The following is a 25,076-nucleotide window of genomic DNA, read 5'->3' on the forward strand; positions in this document are numbered from 1 at the left end:
GCCTGCGCCTCCACCCACCGGCCGCCGATGAAATGCTTCAGCACCTTCACCTCGGTGACGTTTGCCATGGGATCTCCTCTCCTTTCCCAAGATGCCTTTCACGCCAGCACGACGAGTTTCCCTGACGGGGCTAGGCTACTGGGCCGTATACCCGCCGTCGACCACCACAGCCTGGCCGGTTACCCCACTCGCCTTGTCGCTGCAGAGAAACAGGGCGTAGTCGGCCACCTCCTGGGGGGTAAGCAGCCGTTTCTGCGGAATCAGGGGGTACAGCACCGTTTCCATGACGCGCTCGACAGGCACCCCTCGCGCGCGGGCCAGATCGGCCAGCTGGTTGCGCACCAGCGGCGTGTCGACGTAGCCGGGACACAAGGCATTGACGGTGATCCCGTATGCGGCCCCCTCCAAGGCCGCGACCTTGGTCAGGCCGATGACGCCGTGCTTGGCGCTGTTGTAGGCCGCCTTGCCGGCAAAGCCGACGAGGCCGTTGATCGAGGCGATGTTCAGGATGCGCCCATAGCGCTGCCGCTTCATGACCGGAAAGGCGCGCTTGATGGCCAGAAAGGGCGCCACCAGCATCACCTCCACCAGCCGCCGAAACGCCTCCGTGGGGAACGCGTCGATCGGCGCCACGTGCTGAAGCCCGGCGCTGTTGATGAGCACGTCCAGACGCCCGAACCGTTCCACCGCGCGGTCGATGCATGCGTTCAGCGCCGTCTCGTCGGTTACGTCGCAGGCCAGGCCCAGCACCTCCCTGCCGCTGGCCGCCAGTTCCCGCGCCACTTGGGTCACGACCTCCTCTCGTTGGTCCAACAGGACGCATCGCCCTCCCTCGGCGACAAAGGCCTCGGCCATGGCCCGGCCGATGCCGCTGGCCGCGCCCGCAATCAGCACCACCTTGTCCCGCATCAGGCCCGCCATCCCTCTCGCACCTCCCTTTCCGTTTCGTTTGGATGCACATCCAACCCGCTCTGATTACGGAATAGTGCAAAAACAATGCCAACTTGAGTCGGCTGCCGAGGGCCAGCAGATGCCGCACCACCCCCCTATCCGGTGTCGGCTATCCCCGACACGTGTCGGAAAAATGTCGGAATCAACCGACAAACCAAACCCTCACCGGATCCGTTCGCCCACAAAAAAAGAGCCCGTCGGAGGGCCGTCGGGAACCTCGATTTGTCATGTTGCCCGTTTGGCTGGCGGAGCTGCGGACGGGAGCAAGCCGTATTTCCGCAGCTTCTCGTACAACGTGGAGCGGTGAATGCCGAGGAGCCGCGCCGCCTTCGCCTTGTTTCCCCCTGCTTGGGACAAGGCTGCCAGAATGCGCTCGCGTTCCCGCTCTTCCGCCGCCCGCTTCACTTCCCGCACAAGGGACAGCTCCTCCTGTGCCTCTTCCGCGCCCTGGCCGTCCGGCGTTTTCGCCGCCGAACGGATGTGGGGAGGCAGATCCTCCGGACGAATATCCGGACCGTCCACCAGATTGACCAGCGCCTCCACGGTGTTCACGAGTTCGCGCACATTCCCCGGCCAGTGATAGGCCAAGAGAATGGAAACCGCTTCTTTGGTAAACGATTTTGCCGGCAACCGGTAGCGCCGAACGACCCGTTCCAGGTGATGAGAAAGCAGCAACGGGATGTCCGTTCGCCGTTCGCGCAGCGGAGGAAGATGCAAGCGAATGATGTTCAAGCGGTAGTAGAGATCGGCGCGGAACGCCCCCTTCCGCACCATCTCCTCCAGCGAACGGTTGGTGGCGGCGATCACCCGAACCCGCACCGGGCGGCTCGTCACACCGCCCACGCGCTCGACCCGTCGTTCTTCCAACACGCGCAACAGCTTGGCCTGCATGGCCAGCGGCATATCGCCGATTTCGTCAAGAAACAGGGTGCCGCCGTCGGCCAGCTCGATCTTGCCGGGCTTGCCCCCCTTGCGCGCTCCGGTGAAGGCACCCTCTTCGTACCCGAACAGCTCGGCTTCCAGCAAGTTTTCCGGTATGGCCGCGCAGTTGACGCTCACAAACGGGCCCTCGGCAAACGGGCTGGCCGCATGGATCGCGCGGGCGAGCAGTTCCTTGCCCGTTCCGCTCTCCCCCGTAATCAACACCGTCGACGGCGTGCGGGCCGCTTTGCGGGCCAGGCGTTTGACCGTCTCCAGCGCCTCGCTGCGCCCCAACAGCGCGGCAAAGGGGTCGCGCCCCTCCCGGATGCCCGCCGGAACGGCTCCCGCCGCCGATTCGTCTGGAACCTTCGCCTTCGGGTTGGATTCGGCCCTGACCGTCTCCTGGATCCGCTCGAGCAGCTCCACCAGTTCGCTGACGCTTCGGAAAACCACGAGGCCGACGGCGCCAATCACCCGTCCGCCCTCCCAGATGGGGATGCGGTGCACCACGACCTCTTGGCCCCGCACGCGCTGGATGCAGCCGCGCTCCGGAATCCCCGTTTGCACGACAATGTGCATGCGCGTGTTGTCGATGACCTCCGTCACGTGACGGCCGATCGCCTCTTCCCGCCGCACGCCCAAAAACCGGCAATAGGCGCTGTTGATTTCGCGGATGATGCCTTGCGCGTCCACCACAACAATGCCCTCGTAGGCCGCGTCGAGGACAACGGACAGCGTGTGCCCAGAAGAGAGCGGCGTCTCAGGGGCAACGGCGCTTTGCTCCAGCCCCTGCACCGCGATGGCCTTCTCGCCCATTCGGTTCGCCCCCTTTCTTCCCCGTGAATGCGCTTGCAAAAAAAGAGGCCCAAACGGGCGCATGCACACCGCTTCGCTACGTTTCGATCCGCTTCTGGAAGGCCGCATCGGCCAAGCGCAGGAGTTCCGGCTTCTCCCAGCTGACAAATTCGTCTTCCCACAACACGTGGCAGAGGCCGTCCTTCACGTTCAGCACGATGCCTCGCGCACCGTCCAACGCGAACACGACCGTATCGCCCACTTGAAACACGGTCTCACCCCAATCGGAAGACAACCCCGTAACCCCCACGCGGGTACTCCCATTTGATGTTTTCGTGCGGGCAGCCGATCCGGCAGCTGCCGCACTCGTGACAGCCCTCGTAGCCGACGTGCATGCGGGCACCCTCCCATTTGTACACCTCGGCAGGGCAAAAAATGGTGCAGATCTTGTCAGGACACCGGGTGAGGCAAATTTCGGGATCCAAAACGTGGAGGTGGGAGCGGGTGTCGGCGTTAAAGCGAACGAGGTACTGTTTCTCCTCAATCGTTCGCCCCTTGGCCGCCTTGTCCGCCGCTTCCTCGCGCCGCGCGTTCGCCGCTCCGCGCATCACGTCATCACCTTCCAAGCCCGGAAGAGGTCCCAGGCGATTTTCACCTTCTCACCGAAGGAGCCCATGTCCCGGAGGATTTTCTTCTGCTTCTCCCACTTCGAGCTGCCGTCGACGGTGAGCATCTGGCTGAAGGCCCGGTTCATCATGGGGATGTACGTTTCAAAGTATTGCGGGAATTTGTCGAAGTGGTGGGTGGCGTCCTTGTATTTCTTCAGGTCCTGGCCGACGAAGCTTTCCATCAGCTTCACGCGGTAATGATCGAGGGTGTTTTCGGAGAAGTCGCCGACCTCCCGGGCCAGCAGGATCGTCTCCGCCGCCAGCCGGCCCGACGTCATGGCCAGGTTGGAGCCCTCCCGGTGAATGGCATTGACGAGCTGGGCCGCATCCCCAACCACCAGAACCCCGTTGCCGACGATCTTCGGCATGGACCGGTACCCGCCTTCGGGGATGAGGTGGGCCAGGTACTCCACCGGCTCGCCCCCCTGGATGTAAGGGCGGACCATCGAGTGGTTCTTCACGTATTCCAGCAGCTCATAGGGCCGGATCTTGTGTTTGATGAGGCCCGACAGCAGCGTGCCCACGCCGATGCTGACCGTATCCTTGTTCGTGTAGAGAAACGCCGTGCCGAGGATGCCTTTGGTGGCGTCGCCGTTCATCCCGCCACCTCCTTGTCCCGAAACAGTTCCGCGGCTTTCTCCATCACCAGGGAAACGAGCTGGTCCACTTGCTGCTGGGGCGTTCCCTCGAGGAGGGTTCCGCCTTGCGGTTTGGGCGGCACCCACACCTTGGCGACGATGGTTGGCGATCCTTTTAATCCCAGCTGGCTGCGGTCGATCCCTTCCAGATCGTCTGCCGACCAGATGGTGGGCTGGTAGCGCGCCGCGCGGATCACGTTCGGCAGCGGCGAGCGGGGGACCTCGTTGATCTCCTTCTCCACGGCCAGCAAACAGGGCAGAGTGGCGCGGACCACCTCGTAACCGTCCTCCCGCTTGCGGTGGACGATGGCGTAACCCTCTTCCTTGTTGATCTCCACCACCTTCTGGACCGACGTCAGCGGCGGAATGTCCAGACGGCGGGCAATGCCCGGCCCCACCTGCCCCGTGTCGCCGTCGATCGTCATCTTGCCGCAGATGATCAGGTCGATGGGCCGGATCTTCGCAATCTTCTGGAGGGCCATGCTGAGGGCGTAGCTGGTGGCCAGGGTGTCGGCCCCGGCAAAGGCGCGATCGGTGATCATGTACCCCTCGTCGGCGCCGATTTCGATGCAGCGGCGGATCGCCTTCACCGCCGGCGGCGGGCCCATCGTCAGGACGGACACCGTGCCGCCGTAGCGCCTTTTCAGCCGGACCGCCTCTTCCACCGCGTGGGCGTCGTACGGGTTCAGAATGGCGGGAGCGCTTGCGCGGTCCAGGGTGCCCGTTTTCGGGTTGATCTTGGCGATCTTCGTGTCCGGCACCTGCTTGATGCACGCGACGATGTGCAGCATGCCCACACCTCCCGGGGAACGGTTCGCGGATCCATGAAGGCGGAACGTTGGCGGAACAGGAAAAGGATGCCTAGAACAGTCTATGAGTGAAGGCCTGCTTCTTGCTGTGAAAATCCCCACATATGATAATCATCCAAAGTCCACGAATTTTACTAATATTTTAACACCACCTTCCGCTCCGCAACACCCGTAACCAAACAACCCTTGTCTTCGCGGTTGGCGGAAGACAAGGGTTCTCCTTTTTCACGCCGATTTCCCGCACCGGCTTGTGCGGATCGTGGACAGGGTTGTCCTCGTGGTCCGACGCAACCGAGACAGTCACAACCAATCGTTTCTTGCCGTCTGTTAGAACCGGGTCAACGCGCGTTCAAGGGCGTCGACGGTGATGTCCCAATGGGATGCGTGCCAGCGGACGACGCCGTCTTTGACGAGCAGCACCTGCGGCGACTCGTGCTTCACCTGCGTCCGTTCGGCCACGGCGTTGGAGAGCGGCCGATCCTCCACCACATAGACCACGGCATAGCGGGCCCGATCGGGAAGCGACCGGGCAACGGCCTGAAAGGCGTCGTAGGCGGCGGCACTGATCGGGCAGCGCGTGCTGTGTTTGAGCAGCAGCGCCGGTTGCGTCGCCGATGCGGCGAAAAAGGCTTCCAGTTCATCGGGCGTCCGAATGCGGTGGACCATGGGCGTTCCCCTCCCTTTCGCGGCGGTTTTGTTTCTCCCATCGCGCCCCGATCGTTTCACCTATAGCATAGCGCAAGCGGGATCGTTCGGCCAGCGCCGGGAGGGCGGGCGCGCGCGTTGGGGAACGCTATTTTCTATAGGAGAGGTTCAGCAGCTCGGGAACGGTCACGAAGACCACCCCGTCGGCCTTTAACCGGCGAATGATTTCGGCCAACCGATTCCTGAATCGACCCATTAAGGCGGCCGAAACAGCTTGGGGCGATACCCGGCCACGCGGAAAATGACGTCCTCGGCGCGAACCAGCTGCATCCTCACCTTTTCCGGACTCATCTTGGCCAAGTTGGGGTGGTCCCACGAATGGTTGGCCACCACGTGACCCTCACGCACCATGCGCTTCACCACGTCGGGATGGGCAGCGACGCGGTTGCCGACGACGAAAAAGGTCGCCTTCACGCCATGCTCGCGCAACACGTCCAAAATGCGCGGCGTAAACGTGAGATCCGGCCCATCGTCAAAGGAGAGGGCCACCTGCCGCTTGCGCGAAGGGCCGTTCAGGACAAAGTCGTCGGGGTATTTGCGGCGCAAGTCGGCCAGCGTCTGGGGCGCGGGGTTGCGTTTCCTCGCGCGGGAGCGGATGAAATTCTGTACAAGGCGCGCAGGGACCGGTGCGAATCCGCACGGCCAATGTGTGACGATTGTGTGACGAACGTCACACCATGATTTGTTGAACTTCTCTCTGCATCGGGATTTTGATAAGATTAGATTGAGGTAAGGGTCCTAAAATTTCGGGGTGAGGCGGGCTTAAATATTTACAGGAGGTGGGAATCGTGGAAGGAAGCTTGTTCTTACCGGACGCGCTAAGTGAAACGGCAAAAGAAATCGACGGCCTGTTCTACATCCTCACCGGCATTGCCGTGGTCATCTTCCTGCTGGTGTGGATGCTCTTGCTCATCTTTCTCGTGCGGTATCGCCGGAAACATCCAACCAAAGAAGGGCTTCGCCTCTATGGCAACACCCGTCTGGAAATCATTTGGACGGTCATCCCTGCGCTCATCTTGGTCGTCCTGGGGATTTACAGCGCGCAGATGGTGTACGCGCTGCAGAAGCCGCCGGCCGATGCCTATGAAATTCAGGTTACGGCGAGCAAATGGAAATGGGAGTTTACCTACCCCGACGGACCCAACGGCGGTTTCACAACGCTGAACGATCTGCGCCTTCCCGCCGGAAAGCCGATTCTGTTCCGCATCACCTCGAAGGATGTCATCCACAGCTTCTGGGTCCCCGAGCTGCGCATTAAGATGGACGCGGTTCCGGGACGCGAAACGCGCGTGTGGGTGAAGCCGCTGAAGGAGGAAGGGAAATTTAAGGTGCTGTGCGCCGAGTACTGCGGCACGGCCCACGCCAACATGGTGTCCGACGCGCTGGTCATGAAAGAAGAGCATTTTGGGAAGTGGGTCGCCTCCGGCGGCAAGGAAGACCCGAGCGGGCAGCCGCTTGACGGAAAGCAGCTGGCCCAGCAGTTCGGCTGTCTGGCATGCCACGCCATCGACGGTCGCGAACTGGCCGGTCCGTCGTGGAAGGGCATCTACGGCACCGAGCGGGAGCTGGCTGACGGCAGCAAGGTCAAGGTGGACGACGAATACCTGAAGGAATCGATCGTCAACCCGAACGCCAAAGTGGTGAAGGGTTACGGTCCAGCCATGCCGGCGTATCCCCAGCTGAGCGACGCACAGCTGCAGGCTCTCGTCGACTACATCAAGTCGCTCAAGTAAACCCGCTCCGTTCGCGTGCCGGCCACAAGCAAAACACGTAAAGGGGTGAATCATCGTGGAGGCGGCACATCGTTCCTCCTTTCTCCGCGAGTGGATCCTGACCGTCGACCACAAAAAGATCGGGATCCTCTACGGCATCACGTCCCTCGTCTTCCTGTTCCTCGGCGGTTTGGCCGCCCTCGTGATCCGCACCGAGCTGTTCCGGCCCGGGCAAGACGTGGTAACGCCCGACACGTTCAACCAGCTCTTTACCATGCACGGGACGATCATGATCTTCGGGTTCGTCATCCCGATGCTCACGGGTGCCTTCGCCAACTACCTCGTGCCGATCATGATCGGGGCCCGTGACATGGCCTTCCCGCGCATGAACGCGCTGAGCTACTGGCTGTTTTTGCTCGGCGGGCTCGTCCTCCTCAGCAGCTTCTTCATCGGCCAAATGCCGGATGTCGGGTGGACGGCGTATCCGCCGTACAGCATCGAGTCGAAGGGACTCGGCCTTGACCTGTGGGTCACGAGCGTGCACATCCTCGGGCTGTCGTCGATCCTCGGGGCCATCAACGTCATCGTCACCATCTTCAATCTGCGCGCCCCGGGGATGACGTTCAGCCGCCTGCCGCTGTTCGTGTGGTCGTCCCTCGCCACCGCGTTCATCCAGCTGTTCGGGGTTCCGGCCCTCGGCGGCGCGGTGACGACGCTGCTCCTCGACAAGCACGCCGGCACGATCTTCTACAACGTCGCCGCCGGCGGCGATCCGATGCTGTACCAGCACCTGTTCTGGTTCTACTCCCACCCGGCCGTGTACGTCATGATCCTGCCGGCGATGGGGATTGTGTCGGAAATCATCCCGGTGTTCGCCCGCAAGCCGATCTTCGGCTACAAGGCGGTGGCCTATTCGAGCTTGACCATCGCCCTGCTCGCCTTCTTCGTCTGGGCGCACCACATGTTCGTCGCCGGGATGCAGCTGTCCGCCGGGATTCCGTTCATGGTCACCTCGATGATCATCGCCGTTCCGTCGGCGATCAAGGTGTTCAACTGGCTGGCCACGCTGTACCGCGGGCAAATCGACTTCAAGACACCGATGCTCTTCGCCACGTTGGGCTTTGTGGGCCTGTTTACGATCGGCGGCTTGAGCGGCCTGTACCTGGCCAACGTTCCGGTCGATTTGCACCTGCACGACACGTACTTCGTCGTCGCCCACTTCCACTATGTCCTGTTCGGCGGCAGCTTGATGGCCATCCTGGCCGGGCTGTACTTCTGGTTCCCGAAAGCCTTCGGGCGGATGTACAACGAGACCCTCGGGAAATGGACGTTCGCCCTGTTCTTCATCGGGGTGAACCTGACCTTCTTCCCGATGCATTTCGCCGGAATGCTGAACATGCCGCGCCGCTACTTCGACTACTCGTACGACCCGAGCCTGGCGTGGCTGAACCAGATCTCCACCATCGGGGCGTACATCACGGGCGTGGCCGCGGTGCTGCTGGCCGCCAACCTGGTTGTGTCGGCCGTTCGCGGCGCGAAAGCCAGTGCCAACCCGTGGGGTGCCCTGACCCTCGAGTGGCAGACCTCTTCGCCGCCGCCGCATGAGAACTTCGAGGAAATTCCGGTCGTCACCTCGGGCCCGTACGAGTACGGCGAACCGGAAACGCCGCGCAAGCGGTTCAAGTACGGGCAGACCGTCGGCGGCGAGACGATCTCGGGCTAATCGTCAACTTGGAACGCGACGCGGCGTCCGGACCGTTTCCGGCGCCGCGGCCGCGTATCGGTGAAAGGGGGGTTTCCGATGGTTCGTCATGTCAGCTGCGACCCCCACGTGGATACGTTCCCCGACGCGGAAACGGCTGAAGGCGTGACGCCGCGGCGCCATGCGTGGAAAGATTACCTGGCCGTGACCAAACCCAACATGAACGCGCCCAACCTCCTGACGACGTTCACCGGGTTTTGGTTGGCCTGGACCGCCACGCGCTCGGGATGGCCGGACGTCGCCCTTCTCCTCCTGACCCTCATGGGCACGGCGCTGGTCATCGCATCCGGATGCGCCCTCAACAACTACCTTGACCGCGACTTCGACCAGCGCATGGCGCGCACGCGGAGCCGTCCTCTGCCGGATGGCCGCCTGTCGCCCCGCGCGGTGTGGCGGCTGGGCGTGGCGCTGGGGATTGCCGGTGTCACGCTGCTGGCCCTGTTTGCGGGCCCGATCGCGTCCTTGCTCGCGCTCATCGGGCTCTTCGTCTACGTGTGGGTGTACACCGCATGGCTCAAGCGCACGTCGACGCTGAACACGGTTATCGGCGGCATCGCCGGTGCGATCCCGCCGATAATCGGATGGAGCGCGGTCACGGGAACGCTGGATCATCCCGCGGTGTGGGCGCTGTTTGCGCTGATGTTCCTCTGGCAGCCGCCGCACTTTCTGGCCCTCGGGATGATGCGCGTGAACGAGTACCGTGCGGCGGGCTTCGTCATGTTGCCCGTTGTCGCCGGGTTTGCCGCGACCAAACGGCAGATCCTGCATTACGTGGCCGCCATGATTCCCGCCTCGTTCTTGCTGTACGGATTTGGGGTCGTCGGCACGCTGTATTTTGGTGGCGCCGCCGTCATGGGGCTCGTCTACCTGGCGATGGCGGCAGCCGGCTTCTTCGTCCGCGACGACCTGCGCTGGGCCAAATGGATGTTTGTCTATTCGCTGATCTACCTTAACGCCATCCTCGCCCTCATCCTCGTCGATTCGCTGTGGCGGATGGCCACTTGACACGGATTCGTCGCGTAAGGAGGGAGAAGTCGCTATGCACGAGTACACGCCGGGTACAGGGATAAAAGACAACGCCCAGTTTGCCACCTGGCTTGGACTGATCGCCTTCACCTTCTTCTTCGGCACCTTCGTCGCCTCGAACGTGTACCTGCGCGGTTGGTCGCCGGAGGTGTTCAACGTCGACTTTGCGGGGAAAGCGGGAGACCTCCCCTTCCTCAACACCCTGATTCTTCTCGGGTCCGGCGTGCTGGCCTTGATCGCCGGCCAAGCGTTCCGCAAGCGGGCCAACGGCGCCTTCACCGTCACCCTTGCCCTGGCCACACTCCTCGCGCTGGCCTACGTGGTGATGGGCGCCCAGCTGCTTCAGGAAATGATGTCCCTCGGCAAGGCCGTGTGGACGGCGTATCTCCCCGTCTACGGGCTGCACTGGGCACTGGGCCTGCTGAACTTCATTCTGCTCGCCGTGGCCCTGGCCTTTGCCTTTTCCGGCAAGGAACACGCGCTCAAGCGCCTCGTGCCGACCGGCATGAGCGTGTGGTTGTACACCGCGATCACGGGGTTGGCCGTCTTTGTCATCACCGACGTGGTCTCGGTGAGCGAGTTCGCCGAGTGGTGCGGCACGAAGCTGACCGGCGCGTTTGGCAAGTAAGGAGGGACGGAAAATGGGACTCATTGGCTTTGCGCTCGGCCTTTTCGCCTTCGTGGCGGTGATGTTCGCCATCTTCTGGTACTCGTCGAAATTGTCGACGCGGGAATGACGAAAAAGCGGGCCTCGATGCGGAGGCCCGCTTTTCCTTGCCCGATTTTCGCCGCGCATCTGGCTTGCCTGCCCAACCTTCTGTCCCGCCCGCCACGGCCTGTTCACAAACTGGCCCCTTTGGGTCATCGTCAAGCATGCTTTCCCAATCTACAATAAGAGTTGGGACCCCCAGGGACAGCGCCATCCGCCTGCAGAAGCGGGATGGCGGGAATCGGTGCTGGAAAACGACGGCGGATACAACCGCCGTCGACAAAAAAGGAGGGATCCGCTCCGTGGCCACTTGGTTGCGGAACTACCGCTTCGCCATTCTCGCCGGCGCGCTCATTCTCGCCGTCGTCGGCGGCATCGCCTACAACATCTGGTGGGGAGCAAGCAAGCTGCCCGTCATCGGCCGCGTGCCGGACGTCAAGCTCACCCGTGTTGACGGCCAGAGCGTCTCGCTGCGCGACCTGGACGGCAAGGTGAAACTGGTCAGCTTTATCTATCTCCGCTGCCCCGACGTGTGCCCACCGACAACGGCGAAAATGGCCAAACTGCAAAACGAGCTCAAGCGGGAAGGGCTGTTTGGCCGCGATGTCGTCTTCGTGACGATCACCATCGATCCGGAGCGCGACACGCCCGACGCGTTGAAGGAATACGCCGGCAAATTCGGCGCCGACTTGAGCGGGTGGCATTTCCTGCGCGGTTCGCTGGCGGCGACCAAAGCGGTGGCCGACGGCTTCGGGTTTGTCTTCGAACCGAAAGGCAACCTCGTCATCCACTCCAACCGCACCTACCTCGTCGACGGCGACCACAACATCCGCCAGGTCTACGGCATGGCCGACACCTTCGACGAAGAAGCCGTGAAAAACGACATTTTGGCCCTCATCAACGACTGACGCCCTTCGCGGGTCCTTGCGCCGCCGGAAAAAGGGAATTCGCCGATCGATCCGGGCGTGTTTTTTTCTTTTGCGCCTGCTCGGTCGCGGCACCCTCACGCCCACTCCTTCGTCGGCATCTGCGCCGCGCGCGTATCCCCTCCGCACGCGCTTTTGTCCCCTTTGAGCCACGGGCTCATCATCACGGCCACGCCGACGGCCACACAGACTACGCCCGCCAGGAGAAGGGTCATCCGGTTGCCCAGGGTGGAGGCCATCCACCCCCCGACGAGCATGCCCAGCGGCAGGCCGACTTGCTCGAGGCTCGTGGTGAGGCCAAAAACCCGGCCGCGCAGGTGGGGTGGCACGAGGCGCTGCTCGAGCGTGAGGGCGACCACGTTGTACGGGGCCACCGTCAGGCCGGCCAGAAAGAGCAGGACCATGCCCGAGACGGGATGGGCAATCCAATACAGCCCGCCGGTAAAGACGCCCCAGGCGGCCATGACGCCGCCGAGGGTGTGGGCCGGTGCCCATCGCTGCGGCCACCGCGTCCACAAGGCGGTCCCGACGATGGTCCCGATGCCAAGGGCCGACCACAACAGACCCAGCGTCTCCGGACCTGCGCGCCAGTCATCGCGCACGAGGGCCGGCAGCGCCGGTTCCAGGGGGCCATAGGCGAAATTGAACAGGAGCGACGCCATGGTGAGGGCCACGAGCGGCGGCGTGCCAAGGAAGAAGCGCCACCCTTCGCGGAACGAGACGCCTTCGGCCCGTCCGCCACGTCCCCTCTCGCGTTGTCGGCCTTCATACACCTTTGCCGGAATGGCCGCGAGCAGCGCGGCCGGCAGGATGAACAGGGCGGCGTTGACCAGCATGGTGCCCGGCGCACCGATCAAACCGGTAAGGGCCCCACCGACAGCCGGACCGACGAGAACCGCCAACTGCCACGACAATTGGCTGAAGGCATTCGCCGTTTCCAACTGGTCGGCCCGCACAAAGTTAGGCAGCACCGATTGGCTGCCCACGGTCGACAAAGGAGCAAGAAGGCCGGCAAGCGAGAGAAGAACCACAAGGAGCGGATACGACAGGAGGTCCGTCCAGTGGAGAAGCGGAATGAGGGCGTACAGGAGACCTCGGGCGACGTGGTCGAGGATGAGCAGGCGTTTTCGCATGCCGCGGTCAAAGAGGTATCCGGCGAGCGGACTGGCCACGACCGACGTGACGAGGTACATCCCCATTACCCCGCCGATGGCCAGAGAAGAGTCGGTCTGCTGCAGCGTAAACCAGGCCAAGGCCACCCACGACAACTGGTGTCCCAGCATGTCAAGGGTGGTCGCCGTCCAGAACAGGCGGAAAGGCCGGTTCCCCCACAGCACGCGAACCGTTGCGCGAAAAGACGGCATGATGTCACCCTTTCACGCGAATGAAACGCAAGTGGGGCAAAAAACCCCGTCACCCAGATGGGCGCGGGGTTTTTTGCGTTCGGTTCCGTACTTTCAATTTACCGCTCAGGCTTCTGCCAGCGCAAGATGGGTTTTCGCGCCGCCGTCACCTCGTCGAGCCTTTTGACGACCGTGGTATGCGGCGCGTTCAAGACGAGATCCGGATTTTCTTCGGCTTCTTTGGCGATCTGGATCATCGCGTCGGCAAAGGCGTCCAGCGTCTCCTTCGCCTCCGTTTCCGTCGGCTCGATCATCAGGCACTCGTCGACGATGAGCGGGAAGTAGATCGTCGGCGGGTGAAACCCGAAGTCGAGGAGGCGTTTGGCCATGTCCAACGTACGGACGCCCAGCTTCTTCTGCCGGCGCCCGGAGAGGACAAATTCGTGCTTGCAGTGCCGGTCGTAGGGAAGGTCAAAGTAGGGCGCGAGGCGCCGCATCAGGTAGTTGGCGTTCAGGACGGCGCACTCCGACACCTGGCGCAACCCCTCGGGCCCCATCGTGCGGATGTACGCGTAGGCGCGCACGAGCATGCCGAAGTTGCCGTAGAAGCCCTTGACGCGTCCGATCGACTGCGGGCGGTCGTAGTCGAGGCGGTAGCGGTCGCCCTCTTTCACCACCACCGGGACGGGGAGGAACGGGATGAGATCCTTCTTCACGCCGACCGGACCGGCCCCCGGTCCCCCGCCTCCGTGCGGCGTGGTGAAGGTCTTGTGCAGGTTGAGGTGGACAACGTCAAAGCCCATGTCCCCGGGACGGGCGATGCCCAGGATGGCGTTGGCGTTGGCCCCGTCGTAGTACAACAGCCCGCCAACGTCGTGAACGATCTTGGCAATCTCAAGGATGTCCTCTTCAAACAGCCCCAGCGTGTTCGGGTTGGTCAGCATGAGTGCGGCCGTGTTCTCGTCGACGGCGCGCTTCAGGGCCTCGAGATCGACCAGCCCGCGCGCATCCGACGGGATGGTGACGGTCTGCATCCCGGCCACCGTGGCGCTGGCCGGGTTGGTCCCGTGGGCCGAATCGGGAACGATCACCTTGGTCCGCTTCTCCCCGCGCGCTTCATGGTAGGCGCGGATCATCATCAGGCCCGTCCACTCCCCGTGGGCACCGGCGGCCGGCTGCAACGTCACGGCGTCCATCCCGGTGATCTCGGCGAGATATTCCTGCAGGTGCCACATCAGCTCGAGGGCGCCCTGCACCATCTCCTCCGGCTGCAGGGGATGGACGTGGGCAAACCCCGGCAGGCGGGCCACGTCCTCGTTCACCTTGGGGTTGTACTTCATCGTGCAGGATCCGAGCGGATAAAAACCGTTGTCGATGCCGTGGTTGCGCCGCGACAGCTCGGTGTAGTGGCGGATGAGGTCCGGCTCCGACACTTCCGGCAGTTCGGCCGGCACGCGCCGCAAGAGGTGGGCGGGGATGCACGCGGTGACGCTTGCCTCCGGAACGTCCGGCTCGGGCAAGCTGTAGGCGACGCGGCCCGGCTTCGACCGCTCGAAGATGAGCGGCATGTCGGCTTTGCCCGTTTGCTCCTTGTTCACGACGCTCACGCCAATCCCTCCAGCTCGCGCACGAATTGGTCGATTTCCGCCTTCGTCCGGGCATCGGTGACCGCCACGAGCAAGTGGCCGTCCAGCTCCGGATACTCGCGCCCAAGATCGTACCCGGCGAGGATCCCTTTGGCGAGCAGGGCTTGGATCACCTCGCGCGGAGGGCGCGGCGTCTTTACGACGAACTCGTTAAAGAACGGCGCCGCAAACGGAACCGCATAGCCGGGAAGCCGCTCGATTTGCCGCTTCGCATACTGCGCCTTGTGCACGTTCAAGAGGGCCAGCTCCTGAATGCCGCGCTTGCCCAGCGCGCTCATGCACACGGCCGACGCGAGGGCCATCAGCGCCTGGTTGGAGCAGATGTTCGAGGTGGCCTTCTCGCGGCGGATGTGCTGCTCGCGGGCCTGGAGGGTCAGCACGAAGCCGCGCCGTCCCTCCTGGTCCACCGTCTGCCCGACGATGCGGCCGGGGATTTTGCGCACGAGGGCGCTCTTGACGGCGAAATACCCGCAGTGCGGGCCGCCGAAGGACGGGGGGATGCCGAGGGGCTGGGTGTCCCCGACGACGATGTCCGCCCCAAAGGTCCCCGGCGGCTCCAGGATGCCGAGGGCGAGCGGATTGGCGCTGACCACAAAGAGGGCGCCCTTCTCGTGGGCAATCGGCGCGATGGCCGACAGGTCCTCAATGCCGCCGAAGAAGTTCGGGTACTGGACGATCACCGCCGCCGTATCGCCGTCGACCGCCGCGCGCAGGGCCTCCAGATCGGTGAGGCCACCCTTGGCCGGCACCTCCACCACGACAAAGCCCAACCCCTTGGCGTACGTCCTCAGGATCGCGCGGGCCTGGGGATGGACGGCGCGGGAGACGACCATCTTCGCCCGCTTCGTGTGCCCGAAGGCGAGGTTGGCCGCCTCGGCCACGGCGGTGTACCCGTCGTACACCGAGGAGTTGGCCACGTCCATGCCGGTCAGCTCGCAGATCATCGTCTGGAACTCGAAGATGGCCTGCAGCTCCCCCTGGCTGATCTCCGGCTGGTACGGGGTGTAGGCCGTGTAGAACTCGGCGCGGGAGATGACGTGGTGCACCACGCTAGGGATGTAGTGCTCGTAGACGCCGGCGCCGAGAAACGACACGACCTGCTGCAGCGTCGTGTTCTTCTCCGCCAGCGCGCGCATGTGGCGCACGAGGTCCGGTTCGGCCAGCGGTTCGGGGAGGTTCAGCCGCCCGTGAAACCGCACCGCGTCCGGAATGTCGGCAAAGAGCTCCTCGACGGAGTCCACCCCGATCGTGGCGAGCATCTCCTTCTTGTCGTCTTCCGTCATGGGCAAGTACCGGAACTTCACCGCGCTTCCCCCTTGTCGCAAAGTTGCTACGGCTTCGGCCGCCGGTAGAACGGGGTTTTGACAATCGTCGCCCGCAGCTTTTTGCCGCGCACGTCCACGAGCACCTCCGTGCCCACGGCGGCGTGTTCGGCCTTCACCAGGGCCAGGCCCACATTCTTTTTCAGCGTCGGCGAGTGCGTTCCGGAGGTGATCCGCCCTACCGGCTCATCGCCGATGTACACCGGATAGCCGGTGCGCGGGATGCCGCGGTCGATCATCTCCAGGCCGACCAACTTCCGCGGCGGCCCTTGCTCCTTTTGCGCTTTCAGGGCCTCCTTGCCGATGAAGTCGACCGGCTTGTCGACCTTGACGGCGAAGCCCAGGCCGGCCTCGATGGGCGAAATGTCGGCCGCCAGCTCCTGACCGTAGAGGGGCAGGCTAGCCTCGAAGCGCAGCGTGTCCCGCGCGCCCAGGCCGCAGGGCAGCACCCCGGCCTCCTTCCCCGCCGCGAGGATGGCCTCCCACAACGGAATGGCCCCTTCGTTCGGCAGGTAGATCTCAAAGCCGTCTTCACCGGTGTAGCCGGTGCGGGAAAGGATGAACGTCTCGACGCCGGCAACCCTGGCCCCCTGCACAAATCGGAAGGGCGCGATGTCGGCCAGCGGGACGTCGGTCAGGGTTTGCAGGACCGCTTCGGCCAGCGGGCCTTGCAGGGCCAGCTGGGCAATTTCCGGCGAGCGATTCGTCACCGTCACATTGCCCTCGGCGTGCTTCTGGATCCACTCGACATCCTTGTCCGTGTTGGCGGCGTTGACGACAAACAGATAGCGATCCTCCCCGAGGCGGTAGACGAGAAGGTCGTCCACCGTCCCGCCGTCGGGGTAGCACATAAGGCTGTACTGGGCCTGGCCCACCGCGAGGATCGACGCGTCGTTCGTGGTCAGCTTCTGGACGAGGGCGAGCGCGTCGGGGCCGCCGATCTCGATTTCGCCCATGTGCGAAACGTCAAAGAGCCCCGCGCGGCTGCGCACCACCTGGTGTTCCTCCAGGATGCTGGTAAACTGGACCGGCATTTCCCAACCGCCGAAAGGAATCGTCTTCGCCCCGTATTTGGCGTACACCGGATACAGGGGCGTGCGCTTCAGTTCGGCCATCGTCGCACCTCCGCTTCCATCATCCCCCATCGTACCCGAAGAAAAGCGTTTCCACTCTTCGGGAAACAAAAAAGAGCGAAAGGCACACGACGGGGACGTGCGCGCTTTCCCTCTGTCCGTTGACCTGAGAGTGTCTCCCGCGCATCCGCGCGGGATTCCCCCTTGGGCGGTCCGCCTGTCGCGGACACTCTCCAGAGTTGCGTCCGGCAGGAGTCCTTTTGCCTGAGAGATTCGCCCGGACGCGACTTTGCCGGGCTTGCTCCTTCGGCGCCGCCCCGCAGGCGGTCTCTCCCCCTGCCTTCCTCCGCCGTATGCGGTTTTTCCCGGTTAGCCATACTAGTTTTATCCTATCATATCCTGCCGCGGACCGAAAAGGATTTCCCGCACAACGGGAGGGGCTCACGTCGTGCGCATCCGTCCGATCTTTGACCGCCAATGGCTGGAGGAGTTTGCCGCGCGCGTGCGCGCCGACTCCCCGTGGGACCCATGGGAGCTGTTCCGGCTCGCTTATGAGGCCGCCGAAGCCACCCTGGTCCCGTCCTTCGACGACCTGGAGTGCCTGAAGCACCTGCACGCCTTTTCCCCGCTCCCCCATCAGGTGGAAACGGCGCGCCGCGTGGTGAACGAGATGCGCGGACGGGCCATTCTGGCCGACGAGGTGGGCTTGGGCAAGACGATCGAAGCCGGTCTGGTGCTGAAGGAATACCTGGTGCGGGGGCTGGTCAAAAAGGCCCTCATCCTCGTGCCGTCGTCGCTGGTCACGCAGTGGACGGCGGAGCTGAACCAGAAGTTTGCCATTCCCGCCGTGGCCCAGAAAAAGGCCTACATGTGGCGCCAGCACGACATCCTCGTGGCCTCCCTCGACACGGCCAAGCGCGCCCCCCATCGCGAGCAGGTGCTCGCCATCGCCTACGACATGCTGATCGTCGACGAGGCCCACAAGCTGAAGAACGCGCGGACGCAAAACTGGGCCTTCGTCAACGCCATCAAGAAAAAATACTGCCTGCTCCTCACCGCCACACCGGTCCAGAACGATTTGAACGAACTCTTCAACATGATCTCCCTCTTGAAACCGGGCCATCTCGGCAACGACGCGACCTTCGCGCACCAGTACGTCGTCCACAAGCGCCTGCCCAAAAACGAGGAAAAGCTGCGCACCGAACTGGGCAAGGTGATGATCCGCAACCGGCGCGCCGACGGCGGCATCGCCTTCACCGAACGCCGCGTGGAAACGCTGGCCCTCGAGCTGTCGCCGAAGGAACGGGAGCTGTACGACGCCGTCACCGCCTTCGTGCGCGAGCAGGCCCAGGAGACGCGCTCGCTGCGCAGCGCCTTTGCCCTCCTTACCCTGCAGCGGGAAGTGTGTTCCTCCCGCGACGCGGCGATGGTCTCCCTCTTCAAATGGTACAAGCGGGCCGAAGAGGGCACGCCGCTTAAGCGCCGCCTGCACGAGCTATTGCTGCTGGCCAAGGAGGTGGGCACCCACACCAAGGCGCGCAAGGTGGTGGAACTCCTGCGTCGCCTCGACGGCAAGGTGATCCTCTTCACCGAATACCGGGCCACCCAGGAATTCCTTCAGGCCGAACTGGCCAAGCAGGACATCACCACCGTCCTCTTTCGGGGCGGGTTTGGACGGAACAAAAAGGACTGGATGCGCATGCTGTTCGAAAACCGCGCCCGCGTGCTCATCGCCACCGAAGCCGGCGGGGAGGGGATCAACCTGCAGTTCTGCCACCAGATGATCAACTACGACCTGCCGTGGAACCCCATGCGTGTCGAACAGCGGATCGGACGCATCCACCGCCTCGGCCAGACGCGCGACGTGACGATCTTCAACCTGGCGACAAAGGACACGATCGAGGAGCACATCCTCAACCTGCTGACGGAAAAGATCCGCCTCTTTGAGCTTGTGGTCGGGGAGCTCGACGCCATCGTGACCCAGGTCCACCTCAGCAAAACCTTCGATCGCACCCTGGCCGACATCGTCCTCCGCTCCAAAGACGATCGGGAGGCGGCCGAAAAGCTGCGCCGGCTGGGCGACGCGCTGGCGCAGGCGCGGGAGACGGCCGGTCCCGGGTGGGCCGAGGCGGCGGTCGAAACGGGGAGATGAGGCCATGGATCGCGCGCAGGTGACCGCCTTTGTCCGCCGCTACATCGCCGCCATGGGCGGGGAGATCCTGGAGGAGGCTCCCTCCTATGTCCGGGTGCGCCTTACCCCGGACATGGACAAGGACTTGATGAACCGCCCCTTCTACTGGAGCTACATGGAACAATTTGGCCTCGAACCGGTACCGGCCGTGCTGACGCTCGTTTTTGACCCCGACCGCCCACCCCCCGACGGACGCGGCGAGCCCATCGCCTTCGGTTCGCTGCGCCTTACCCAAATCTTCCGCTCGGCGCAAAAGCGGGGGCGGTTCGTGCGGCTGTACGAAGCGCCCGGCGGCACCGCGGGGAACGGCGAGGCGTCGTCCCCTTTTCTCGCCCCGGGGGACCGTACGGCAAGAGCCCCCACCCCGCGGCCTCCCGCGCGCCTCGTCCCGCATCTGGCCGTTAACTACCGCGTCAGCTTCCTGTGCGACCGCAAGAAAGAGCGCCTGCTCCCCATCGGCGTCAACCTCGAGACCGGCCACGTCGTCGAGGGCTTCTACCCGCGCATCGCCGCACGGCCCTTCACGCCCGTCATGCCGCCCGGCGCCGTTCTTGCGCCCTGTCGTCTGACGCTGGAGGCGGCGGTGGCACGGGCCGAGGCGGCGGTGGCGGCGGCCGTCGCCGCCGAAGACGACAGCTGGGCGCGCGATGCCCTGGCGCGGCTGGCCGAGGAGCAGGCCCTCTTGCGGGCGTACTATGGCGAGACCCCCACGGAGGAACAGCGCGGGGAGCTGGCGCAACGGCTGGAAGAACTGGAAGCCCTGTTTACGCCGCGCATCGCGGTCGACGTGGTCAACGCGGGGCTCTTTTTCCTGTCTAGCCCTGTCGCAATGGGGGACGAGAGGGGAGAACTTGCGGCCGGCTCCTGACAGATCCCGACACCCCTTGCGCAACGGGACGCCTATAATGGAGCCAAACCGCCGGGAGGTGTTCCCGCGATGGCCCTTCGCGCATTCCGGTTCCCTCGCCTTCGGTGGCGCTGGGCCCTGGTCTGCGCCGCGCTGCCGGCGCTCGCATTTTGGATGCCGGTCGTGGAACGCGGAACGGGCGAGCCGCTCAGCCCGGATCCGCGGCAGGCGCTCACCGCCTTCCTGCAGGGATGGACCGCGCAGCTCGCCCGTGCCGATGAACGGTTCTTTCCCCTTTCCTCCGCGTCGGCCGTGCTCGTCGAACCGCTGGCCTACCCGGCCCACACGTACCGGGTGTGCCTCCGCCCGGCGCCTGCGTCGCCCTCTGCCGATCGGGTATCCGGCGCGGCGCCCGTGTACGCCATCGTGAAACAGGACGACGAGGCCCCGTTTGCCGTCGCCGTGCTCGAGTACGGCGTGGGCACCCGTTTGCCCTTCGACGCCCCTTCCGCTCCCCAGCCCACCCTGCCGGGGACGGCCGCAACGGTCTACGGCGGCTTGGAAAGCTTCTTGCGCCTCGGGCAAACCCTGGCCGACCCGGTGACCGGTGAAATCCTCCCGGCGCCGGCACGCTTCACGCCCCCAGAGGCCCCGGGATACCGCCTGGCCGTGCTCGAGGCGGCGCGTCACGAAAAGCGGCCGGTCGGCGACCCGCTGGCCACTGTGGTTGCGTCCCGAAAGCCGGGCGCGCGTCCGGACGCCAAGGCCTTCGACCCGCGGCGACCCCTTCCCTGGACCGGCTACGCCGCCTCCTTATACGGGGACGCCGTGTCCGCTTTCTACACCGTCGACGGCTTCCACCGCTGGGACGGCGGCACCGTCTTTGTGGCGCTGCGCGACCCCTGGGCCGAAGAGCTGGTCCGCTTTCTCCCGCTGCCGGAACTCAACCGACTGGGCGGGTTTTATCCCGGCGGGGCGGCCGACCGCTAAGGCCCGGTCGCCCCTACGCCGTCGGCCCCGCCGCCGCGAACTCCGGGTCCTCGTACGGATGGGCCACCCAGCCGGACGGGTCGATGAACAGCCGCACGGCCACAACGCGCCGCTCGTCGGTCAGGGTGAAGAAGTGCGGCGTCCGCTCCGGAACGGAGATGACGTCCCCCGCCTCGAGTTCGCAGTCGAAATAGCCCGTGTCGCCCTGACCCTTGATCACGAAGACGCCGCTCCCGGCGACGATGGCCCGCACCTCGTCCTCGGTGTGGGTGTGCACCTGGGCAAAGGTGCGCAGGAGTTCCTCGAGATTGGGCGTTGCCTCGGACAGGGCCACCACATCCCACTTGACGTAGCCGCGGCGTGCGGCAAGCGAACGGATGTCTGCGTCAAAGGCGCGCAAGATTTCGTCTTTTTCGGCATCGGTCAGGTTGAACTTGCCGCGCAGATGGGCCGGCAGTTTCCCCGTATCCCAGCGCTCGTAGAGAACGCCTTGCCGATCCAGGAAGGCCCGCACGTTTTCAATCCCCGTGATGCGTTCTCCCGTTTTGCGCACGCGAATGATGGCCATGCGAAACCGCCTCCTTCTTCGGGTTATGAAGTCTCGCTTCGGCTATGGGCGCACTAGACGCCCACCAGCGCCGCCCGGCATTGCAGGAGGGCCAGGCGGTACTGGAACAAAAATTCGAACGCTTCCAGGTGGCGCTTGGCCGCGAGGGGGCTTTCCCCCCAGGCGTAAATGCCGTGGTTGCGGATCAGCACCCCCGGCACGCGCGGGTTGGCCACCCGGGCCACCGCCTCGGCCAGGCGGGCGATGTCGGCCACATTTTCGACGATGGGAACCTCGATCACGGCGTCCTCGTCCCAAATGCCCAACCCCTTGATCAGTTCCTGCGGCCCGATGGACACGCGGCCTTGCGCAAAGAAGAGCTCGGAAATCACGTTGTTGGCCACCGTGTGCACGTGAAAGACGGCGCCCACCTCCGGAAAGGCGCGGTACAGGGCGGCGTGCACGCGCGTTTCGGCCGAGGGGCGATTTTTCGTGGCCTCCACAGGCTGACCGTCACCGTCGACCAGCAGGAAATCGTCCGGTCCCGATTCCGTCTTGTCTTTCCCACTGGCGGTCACGAGAAACACGAGCGGGTCCTCCTGCACCTTCAGCGAGAGGTTCCCGCTGGTGGCCGGAAACCAGCCCCGCGCCGCAAACTGCTCCTTGACGGCGGCCAGGCGCATCCACGCCTGTTGCCGCGCCTCCGTCGTCAGCGCTCCGCTCACGAGGACTCCCCCTCCTCTCCCTTGCCGGTTGGGCATGGCGCCGGCTCGGCGTCCATTAGCCGCGCGAGGACCGCCACCACGTCGTCAAAGGTGGCAAAGGGCACGTGCGGCAGCCCGAGCTCCCGACACCGCTCCAGCAGGTACTCGCGCGCGATCACGAGATCCGCCAGTTGCGCCCCGGCCAAGTCGGTCACGCTGTCCCCCACCACGATCCGGTAATGGCGCGCCGGATCGAAGCGGCGGATGATCGACGCCTTGCACAGCCCGCAGTCGCTCTCGCACGCCTCGTCGCACGGGTGGGGCCACGTGATGCGGATCCGCTCGCCGGAGACGTCGCTTCCGTTGCAGTAGATCCGCTCGCGGGGAATGCGGTAGGGCTCAAGCAGCGGGTAGACGAAGAAGTCAATCCCCCCGCTCGTGACGTACCATTCCACGCCCCGCGCCGCGGCGTAGGCAACGAACCGGTCAAATCCCGCGCGGATGCGCACCGTCTGGCGGACGAAGGCGGCGATCTCGTCCCGCTTGGCGCTGGGCAGAAGGGCAAACAGCTTGCCCACACCTTTGCGCACGCTGATCCGCCGTGCGAGAATGGCGTCCTTGATTTCCTCCCACCCCGGCGGGGCGAAGGCCTCCATGATGGCGACGATGCAATCCCGCTCGGTGATGGTGCCGTCGAAGTCGACAAACAGCACCGGGGCGCGGCCCCGCAAAGGCGGAAGCGTCATGCCACCACCCCCCACTTCGCCAGCGCTTTGTCCAGCGCCGGGCACGTCTTGGCCTGCTCCTCCAGCGGCACGCCGGCCACCGCCGCCTCGATGGCCGCCACAAAGGCCTCGCCTCCCCCGCGCGGCCCGTCGGGATGGCCGTGGATGCCACCGCCAGCGTTCACCACGTGGTCGAGGCCAAAGTCGGCCAGCAGGCGCGGCACCATGCCCGGGTGGATGCCCGCCGACGGCACCGGGAACGCCGGGGCCAGGCCGGCGAAGGGCTCAACGAGGCGATCGCGCAGGGCAAAGGCCTTCGCGGCGTCAAGGGGGACCGTGCCGTAGGGAGACGGGAACAGCACCAGGTCCGCCCCGGCCAGGCGCATGAGCGTGCCCAGCACGATCGGCGCGGCAATGCCGTGGTGCGGTGAAGCGTACAGCGCCCCGGCCAAGGCCGGATGGGCCAGAATGGGTACGGCGATGTCCGGATCCTCGCGCAGCCGCTGCAGGATGTCGTACCCGTACGGCAAGACGTTGAGCAACAGGGCCGTGGCCCCCTGCCGCACCGCCTCCCGCGCCCGGTCCACCAGCTCGTCGACCGGACCGGTCAGGTTGACGGCGTACAGCACGCGGCGGCCCGTCTTCGCCTCGTGCGCGTCGAGCGCTTCGCGAAAGAGGGCGATGCGCTCGAAAACGGGCGCCCGGTCGTCGACAAAGAAGATCTCATCGTCCTTCACGAGGTCGACGCCGCCCTCCACCTGGGCGACAAACTGCTCGTGCAGCTCGGCGAGGGACAGGCCGATGCACGATTTGAAGATGCTCATGAGGAGCGGCCGCCCCCACACCCCCAGCCGCTGGCGCACCCCGGCAATGCCCAAGCGCGGACCCGGAAAGGCGCGCACGAAGGCGTCGGGCAGCTTCAGGTCGATCAGCCGGATGCGCCCGTCCATCGACAGCTTGCCGAACACCGTCGTGAGCAGCGAAGGGATGTCGGCGCGCAGGTTGCGCACCGGGTAGCCGATCGCCAGATGGGCCACGCGCGACCTGTCGGCGGCCACCTGTCCGCGGCGGATGTCCACCACCACGCCTTTGTACGGTTCCAGCTCCGCGCGGCGGGCGGCGGGAAGGTCGGTCCACGTCCCCACCGTGAGCCCGACGGCGATCGACTCGGCCTTTTTGCGCAGGTCGCCGTCATCCGGCACCTGATAGGTGGCCACAACCCATTCGTTCGTCATGGTCCTCTCCCCGTTTCGCAAGATGATGAAAAACGAAAAGGCCTCTCCCGCATCCGAGAGAGGCGCGCGACGTGTTCCACGTTCCGCGGCTCTCATCTCTCGGAAAACGGCTGTCCCCGTCTTCCGCAGGAGTTAGCACCGTGCACGCCAAGGGACGTGCCGGTTGCCGGGCTTCATCGGGCCAGTCCCTCCGCCTGCTCTGGATGAGATCCGGGCTTTCCTGCTTGCGTATTCGGTTGATTCAAAAATTACTAAAGGAGCGGCGAGTTGTCAAGGCGGTCAAACAACATGCTTCCATGCTTTTCGGATCGAATCCCGATAACCCCGCGGCAGATTGACGCCGTCAATTGTCGATCGAACAAGAAACGCCCAATTCCTCACGCATCTCGCGAAGCAAACCTTCCCCTGGGGTTTCCCCTCGTTCCAATCTCCCGCCAGGCAATTCCCATTCCTTTCGTTCATTTTTCAGCAGGATCACGTTGTTGTCCTTGAAGAGAATTCCTTTTATTGAAACAGGAATTTTCCAGCTCATTTCCCAACTCATTTCTTCACTCCTTAAATATAGAAAAATCGAAAAGAAAAAACCGGGCGCCCCCGCGCATGCCGTCCACCTTGTTGTCTCCGAACCTGCTCTCCAGCAGGTGGGTGTCCGCACGCTGGCTTCCGCTGTCCTCCCGAAGGAGGCATAGCGTCCACCAGCGGATGTAGGACTCCCTTTGTCATGGTTGTGGTTCGAGACACACAACGGTGTGACGCACATCGCAGGAAGCGCCTTGCGCGTGCTTTTAGTATGGCATGGAATACGGCCCCGCGTCAAGGCGACGCAATCAC

The 25,076-nt window shown here is 64.4% G+C and carries 24 protein-coding genes, 1 other RNA gene, 1 pseudogene and 3 riboswitches; of the genes and pseudogenes, 8 read left to right on the forward strand and 18 right to left on the reverse strand.

Annotated elements, in window-relative coordinates:
- Nucleotides 1–135: 135 nt before the first annotated feature.
- The 8 genes and pseudogenes from IEX61_RS08605 to IEX61_RS08640 all read right to left on the reverse strand — a co-directional run bounded on the left by IEX61_RS08605 (nucleotide 136) and on the right by IEX61_RS08640 (nucleotide 6,033).
- Nucleotides 136–912: a 3-hydroxybutyrate dehydrogenase gene (locus IEX61_RS08605; RefSeq protein ID WP_054669072.1), complete on the reverse strand. Its 777-nt coding sequence runs from the start codon at nucleotides 910–912 to the stop codon at nucleotides 136–138.
- A gap of 264 nt (nucleotides 913–1,176) precedes the next feature.
- On the reverse strand, nucleotides 1,177–2,688 hold the full coding sequence (locus tag IEX61_RS08610) for a sigma-54 interaction domain-containing protein (protein WP_229725797.1): 1,512 nt from the start codon (nucleotides 2,686–2,688) through the stop codon (nucleotides 1,177–1,179).
- Nucleotides 2,689–2,764: 76 nt separating this feature from the next.
- Nucleotides 2,765–2,929, reverse strand: coding sequence for a hypothetical protein (locus IEX61_RS08615; protein ID WP_229725801.1), 165 nt, complete (start codon nucleotides 2,927–2,929; stop codon nucleotides 2,765–2,767).
- Nucleotides 2,930–2,942: 13 nt separating this feature from the next.
- Nucleotides 2,943–3,275 (reverse strand): ferredoxin family protein, encoded by a 333-nt coding sequence (locus tag IEX61_RS08620; protein WP_188817617.1) that lies wholly within the window; start codon nucleotides 3,273–3,275, stop codon nucleotides 2,943–2,945.
- Nucleotides 3,275–3,928, reverse strand: a pseudogene (locus IEX61_RS08625) (FAD-dependent oxidoreductase); the annotation flags it as partial. The pseudogene IEX61_RS08625 and the gene IEX61_RS08620, both read right to left, overlap by 1 nt.
- Nucleotides 3,929–3,930: 2 nt before the next feature.
- Complete coding sequence (locus IEX61_RS08630; protein ID WP_188817619.1) at nucleotides 3,931–4,764, reverse strand: electron transfer flavoprotein subunit beta/FixA family protein; 834 nt, start codon at nucleotides 4,762–4,764, stop codon at nucleotides 3,931–3,933.
- Nucleotides 4,765–5,109: 345 nt separating this feature from the next.
- Nucleotides 5,110–5,448 (reverse strand): bacillithiol system redox-active protein YtxJ, encoded by a 339-nt coding sequence (ytxJ, locus tag IEX61_RS08635; RefSeq protein WP_054669052.1) that lies wholly within the window; start codon nucleotides 5,446–5,448, stop codon nucleotides 5,110–5,112.
- A gap of 234 nt (nucleotides 5,449–5,682) precedes the next feature.
- Complete coding sequence (locus IEX61_RS08640) at nucleotides 5,683–6,033, reverse strand: polysaccharide deacetylase family protein (protein WP_054669054.1); 351 nt, start codon at nucleotides 6,031–6,033, stop codon at nucleotides 5,683–5,685.
- A 242-nt stretch (nucleotides 6,034–6,275) separates the two neighbouring features.
- On the opposite strand from IEX61_RS08640, the gene coxB reads away from it, so the two are divergent.
- The 5 genes from coxB (at nucleotide 6,276) to IEX61_RS08665 (ending at nucleotide 11,604) form a co-directional block, all read left to right on the forward strand.
- Complete coding sequence (gene coxB, locus IEX61_RS08645; RefSeq protein WP_188817621.1) at nucleotides 6,276–7,220, forward strand: cytochrome c oxidase subunit II; 945 nt, start codon at nucleotides 6,276–6,278, stop codon at nucleotides 7,218–7,220.
- A gap of 55 nt (nucleotides 7,221–7,275) precedes the next feature.
- Nucleotides 7,276–8,922, forward strand: a complete 1,647-nt coding sequence (gene ctaD / locus IEX61_RS08650; protein WP_229725798.1) for a cytochrome c oxidase subunit I — start codon at nucleotides 7,276–7,278, stop codon at nucleotides 8,920–8,922.
- Nucleotides 8,923–9,000: 78 nt separating this feature from the next.
- Nucleotides 9,001–9,966 carry a heme o synthase gene (cyoE, locus tag IEX61_RS08655; protein WP_054669058.1) on the forward strand — a complete coding sequence of 322 codons (966 nt, stop codon included), beginning with the start codon at nucleotides 9,001–9,003 and terminating at the stop codon, nucleotides 9,964–9,966.
- Nucleotides 9,967–10,000: 34 nt separating this feature from the next.
- The gene (locus tag IEX61_RS08660) at nucleotides 10,001–10,615 is read left to right on the forward strand and encodes a DUF420 domain-containing protein (protein WP_054669060.1); all 615 of its coding nucleotides are present in this window, start codon (nucleotides 10,001–10,003) and stop codon (nucleotides 10,613–10,615) included.
- 383 nt (nucleotides 10,616–10,998) lie between these two features.
- Nucleotides 10,999–11,604, forward strand: a complete 606-nt coding sequence (locus tag IEX61_RS08665; RefSeq protein WP_054669064.1) for an SCO family protein — start codon at nucleotides 10,999–11,001, stop codon at nucleotides 11,602–11,604.
- A 95-nt stretch (nucleotides 11,605–11,699) separates the two neighbouring features.
- Here the strand turns inward: IEX61_RS08665 and IEX61_RS08670 are convergent, their stop codons facing one another.
- The 4 genes from IEX61_RS08670 to gcvT form a co-directional block, all read right to left on the reverse strand.
- Complete coding sequence (locus IEX61_RS08670; RefSeq protein WP_188817623.1) at nucleotides 11,700–12,986, reverse strand: MFS transporter; 1,287 nt, start codon at nucleotides 12,984–12,986, stop codon at nucleotides 11,700–11,702.
- Between the two features lie 98 nt (nucleotides 12,987–13,084).
- Nucleotides 13,085–14,533, reverse strand: coding sequence for an aminomethyl-transferring glycine dehydrogenase subunit GcvPB (gene gcvPB / locus IEX61_RS08675; protein WP_054669075.1), 1,449 nt, complete (start codon nucleotides 14,531–14,533; stop codon nucleotides 13,085–13,087).
- 35 nt (nucleotides 14,534–14,568) lie between these two features.
- Nucleotides 14,569–15,915 carry an aminomethyl-transferring glycine dehydrogenase subunit GcvPA gene (gene gcvPA / locus IEX61_RS08680; RefSeq protein WP_157057613.1) on the reverse strand — a complete coding sequence of 449 codons (1,347 nt, stop codon included), beginning with the start codon at nucleotides 15,913–15,915 and terminating at the stop codon, nucleotides 14,569–14,571.
- A gap of 26 nt (nucleotides 15,916–15,941) precedes the next feature.
- Nucleotides 15,942–17,048 carry a glycine cleavage system aminomethyltransferase GcvT gene (gene gcvT / locus IEX61_RS08685; protein WP_188817625.1) on the reverse strand — a complete coding sequence of 369 codons (1,107 nt, stop codon included), beginning with the start codon at nucleotides 17,046–17,048 and terminating at the stop codon, nucleotides 15,942–15,944.
- Nucleotides 17,049–17,158: 110 nt separating this feature from the next.
- Nucleotides 17,159–17,245, reverse strand: a riboswitch (glycine riboswitch).
- A gap of 3 nt (nucleotides 17,246–17,248) precedes the next feature.
- Nucleotides 17,249–17,352, reverse strand: a riboswitch (glycine riboswitch).
- A 102-nt stretch (nucleotides 17,353–17,454) separates the two neighbouring features.
- On the opposite strand from gcvT, the gene IEX61_RS08690 reads away from it, so the two are divergent.
- The 3 genes from IEX61_RS08690 (at nucleotide 17,455) to IEX61_RS08700 (ending at nucleotide 21,034) form a co-directional block, all read left to right on the forward strand.
- Nucleotides 17,455–19,158: a DEAD/DEAH box helicase gene (locus tag IEX61_RS08690; RefSeq protein ID WP_188817627.1), complete on the forward strand. Its 1,704-nt coding sequence runs from the start codon at nucleotides 17,455–17,457 to the stop codon at nucleotides 19,156–19,158.
- Nucleotides 19,159–19,162: 4 nt separating this feature from the next.
- Nucleotides 19,163–20,065: a YqhG family protein gene (locus IEX61_RS08695; protein ID WP_188817629.1), complete on the forward strand. Its 903-nt coding sequence runs from the start codon at nucleotides 19,163–19,165 to the stop codon at nucleotides 20,063–20,065.
- A 153-nt stretch (nucleotides 20,066–20,218) separates the two neighbouring features.
- On the forward strand, nucleotides 20,219–21,034 hold the full coding sequence (locus tag IEX61_RS08700) for a hypothetical protein (protein ID WP_229725799.1): 816 nt from the start codon (nucleotides 20,219–20,221) through the stop codon (nucleotides 21,032–21,034).
- A 13-nt stretch (nucleotides 21,035–21,047) separates the two neighbouring features.
- Here IEX61_RS08700 and IEX61_RS08705 read toward each other — a convergent pair whose 3' ends face one another.
- The 6 genes from IEX61_RS08705 to ssrS all read right to left on the reverse strand — a co-directional run bounded on the left by IEX61_RS08705 (nucleotide 21,048) and on the right by ssrS (nucleotide 25,016).
- The gene (locus tag IEX61_RS08705) at nucleotides 21,048–21,602 is read right to left on the reverse strand and encodes a 1,2-dihydroxy-3-keto-5-methylthiopentene dioxygenase (protein ID WP_054672847.1); all 555 of its coding nucleotides are present in this window, start codon (nucleotides 21,600–21,602) and stop codon (nucleotides 21,048–21,050) included.
- Nucleotides 21,603–21,655: 53 nt separating this feature from the next.
- The gene (locus tag IEX61_RS08710) at nucleotides 21,656–22,306 is read right to left on the reverse strand and encodes a methylthioribulose 1-phosphate dehydratase (protein ID WP_256205653.1); all 651 of its coding nucleotides are present in this window, start codon (nucleotides 22,304–22,306) and stop codon (nucleotides 21,656–21,658) included.
- Nucleotides 22,303–23,031 carry a 2-hydroxy-3-keto-5-methylthiopentenyl-1-phosphate phosphatase gene (locus IEX61_RS08715; RefSeq protein WP_188817633.1) on the reverse strand — a complete coding sequence of 243 codons (729 nt, stop codon included), beginning with the start codon at nucleotides 23,029–23,031 and terminating at the stop codon, nucleotides 22,303–22,305. The genes IEX61_RS08710 and IEX61_RS08715 overlap by 4 nt, the downstream gene beginning before the upstream one ends.
- A complete protein-coding gene (locus IEX61_RS08720) occupies nucleotides 23,028–24,245 on the reverse strand; it encodes a 2,3-diketo-5-methylthiopentyl-1-phosphate enolase (protein ID WP_188817635.1) in 1,218 nt (405 codons plus the stop codon). Before IEX61_RS08720 ends, IEX61_RS08715 begins: the two co-directional genes overlap by 4 nt.
- Before the next feature lie 89 nt (nucleotides 24,246–24,334).
- Nucleotides 24,335–24,455: riboswitch (SAM riboswitch) on the reverse strand.
- A gap of 133 nt (nucleotides 24,456–24,588) precedes the next feature.
- Nucleotides 24,589–24,789 carry an NUDIX domain-containing protein gene (locus tag IEX61_RS08725; protein ID WP_054673092.1) on the reverse strand — a complete coding sequence of 67 codons (201 nt, stop codon included), beginning with the start codon at nucleotides 24,787–24,789 and terminating at the stop codon, nucleotides 24,589–24,591.
- A 44-nt stretch (nucleotides 24,790–24,833) separates the two neighbouring features.
- Nucleotides 24,834–25,016, reverse strand: a non-coding RNA gene (gene ssrS, locus IEX61_RS08730) — 6S RNA.
- Nucleotides 25,017–25,076 lie beyond the last annotated feature (60 nt).

This window comes from Calditerricola satsumensis, assembly GCF_014646935.1.
Lineage (GTDB): Bacteria > Bacillota > Bacilli > Calditerricolales > Calditerricolaceae > Calditerricola > Calditerricola satsumensis.